The sequence below is a fragment of the Streptomyces sp. NPDC029151 genome, assembly GCF_055564315.1.
The window spans coordinates 1-1204 of sequence record NZ_JBVHWQ010000029.1 but is presented as its reverse complement, the minus strand read 5'-3'; the positions used below and the strand labels follow the sequence as shown (position 1 = coordinate 1204).

At 59.2% G+C, this 1204-nt stretch carries 2 rRNA genes; both read right to left on the bottom strand.

Annotated elements, in window-relative coordinates:
- Window positions 1-546, bottom strand: a 23S ribosomal RNA gene (locus tag ACZ4VF_RS37965); the annotation flags it as partial.
- Window positions 547-829: 283 nt separating this feature from the next.
- A 16S ribosomal RNA gene (locus ACZ4VF_RS37960) occupies window positions 830-1204 on the bottom strand; the annotation flags it as partial.

The following is a 1204-nucleotide window of genomic DNA, read 5'->3' as shown; positions in this document are numbered from 1 at the left end:
ACTATCCGCTATCGGTCACCAGGGAATATTTAGGCTTAGCGGGTGGTCCCGCCAGATTCACACGGGATTTCTCGGGCCCCGTGCTACTTGGGTGTCTCTCAAACGAGCCGCTGACGTTTCGACTACGGGGGTCTTACCCTCTACGCCGGACCTTTCGCATGTCCTTCGCCTACATCAACGGTTTCTGACTCGTCCTGCCGCCGGCAGACGACAGAAGAGAGATCCCACAACCCCGCATGCGCAACCCCTGCCGGGTCTCACACGCATACGGTTTGGCCTCATCCGGTTTCGCTCGCCACTACTCCCGGAATCACGGTTGTTTTCTCTTCCTGCGGGTACTGAGATGTTTCACTTCCCCGCGTTCCCTCCACACTGCCTATGTGTTCAGCAGCGGGTGACAGCCCATGACGACTGCCGGGTTTCCCCATTCGGAAACCCCCGGATCAAAGCCTGGTTGACGACTCCCCGGGGACTATCGTGGCCTCCCACGTCCTTCATCGGTTCCTGGTGCCAAGGCATCCACCGTGCGCCCTTAAAAACTTGGCCACAGATGCTCGCGTTCACTGTGCAGTTCTCAAACAACGACCAGTCGTCCGCCAACTACTCGGACTCCGGCTGTCGAGGGATCATTCCCTCAGACACCCAACAGCGTGCCCGGCCAGGCCCCGTCCGGAGATCATGCGTTCCACGCTCTTGCGAGCAGTACTAGCAGCCTCCGACCCGAGAATCCGGCCGAGTAGTCAACGTTCCACCCATGAGCAACCAGTGCGAGACGTTCGCTCGCATGCTGGCCTCTGACCGGGCGAACCCGGTAAGAAGTGCTCCTTAGAAAGGAGGTGATCCAGCCGCACCTTCCGGTACGGCTACCTTGTTACGACTTCGTCCCAATCGCCAGTCCCACCTTCGACAGCTCCCTCCCACAAGGGGTTGGGCCACCGGCTTCGGGTGTTACCGACTTTCGTGACGTGACGGGCGGTGTGTACAAGGCCCGGGAACGTATTCACCGCAGCAATGCTGATCTGCGATTACTAGCGACTCCGACTTCATGGGGTCGAGTTGCAGACCCCAATCCGAACTGAGACCGGCTTTTTGAGATTCGCTCCACCTCGCGGTATCGCAGCTCTTTGTACCGGCCATTGTAGCACGTGTGCAGCCCAAGACATAAGGGGCATGATGACTTGACGTCGTCCCCACCTTCCTCCGA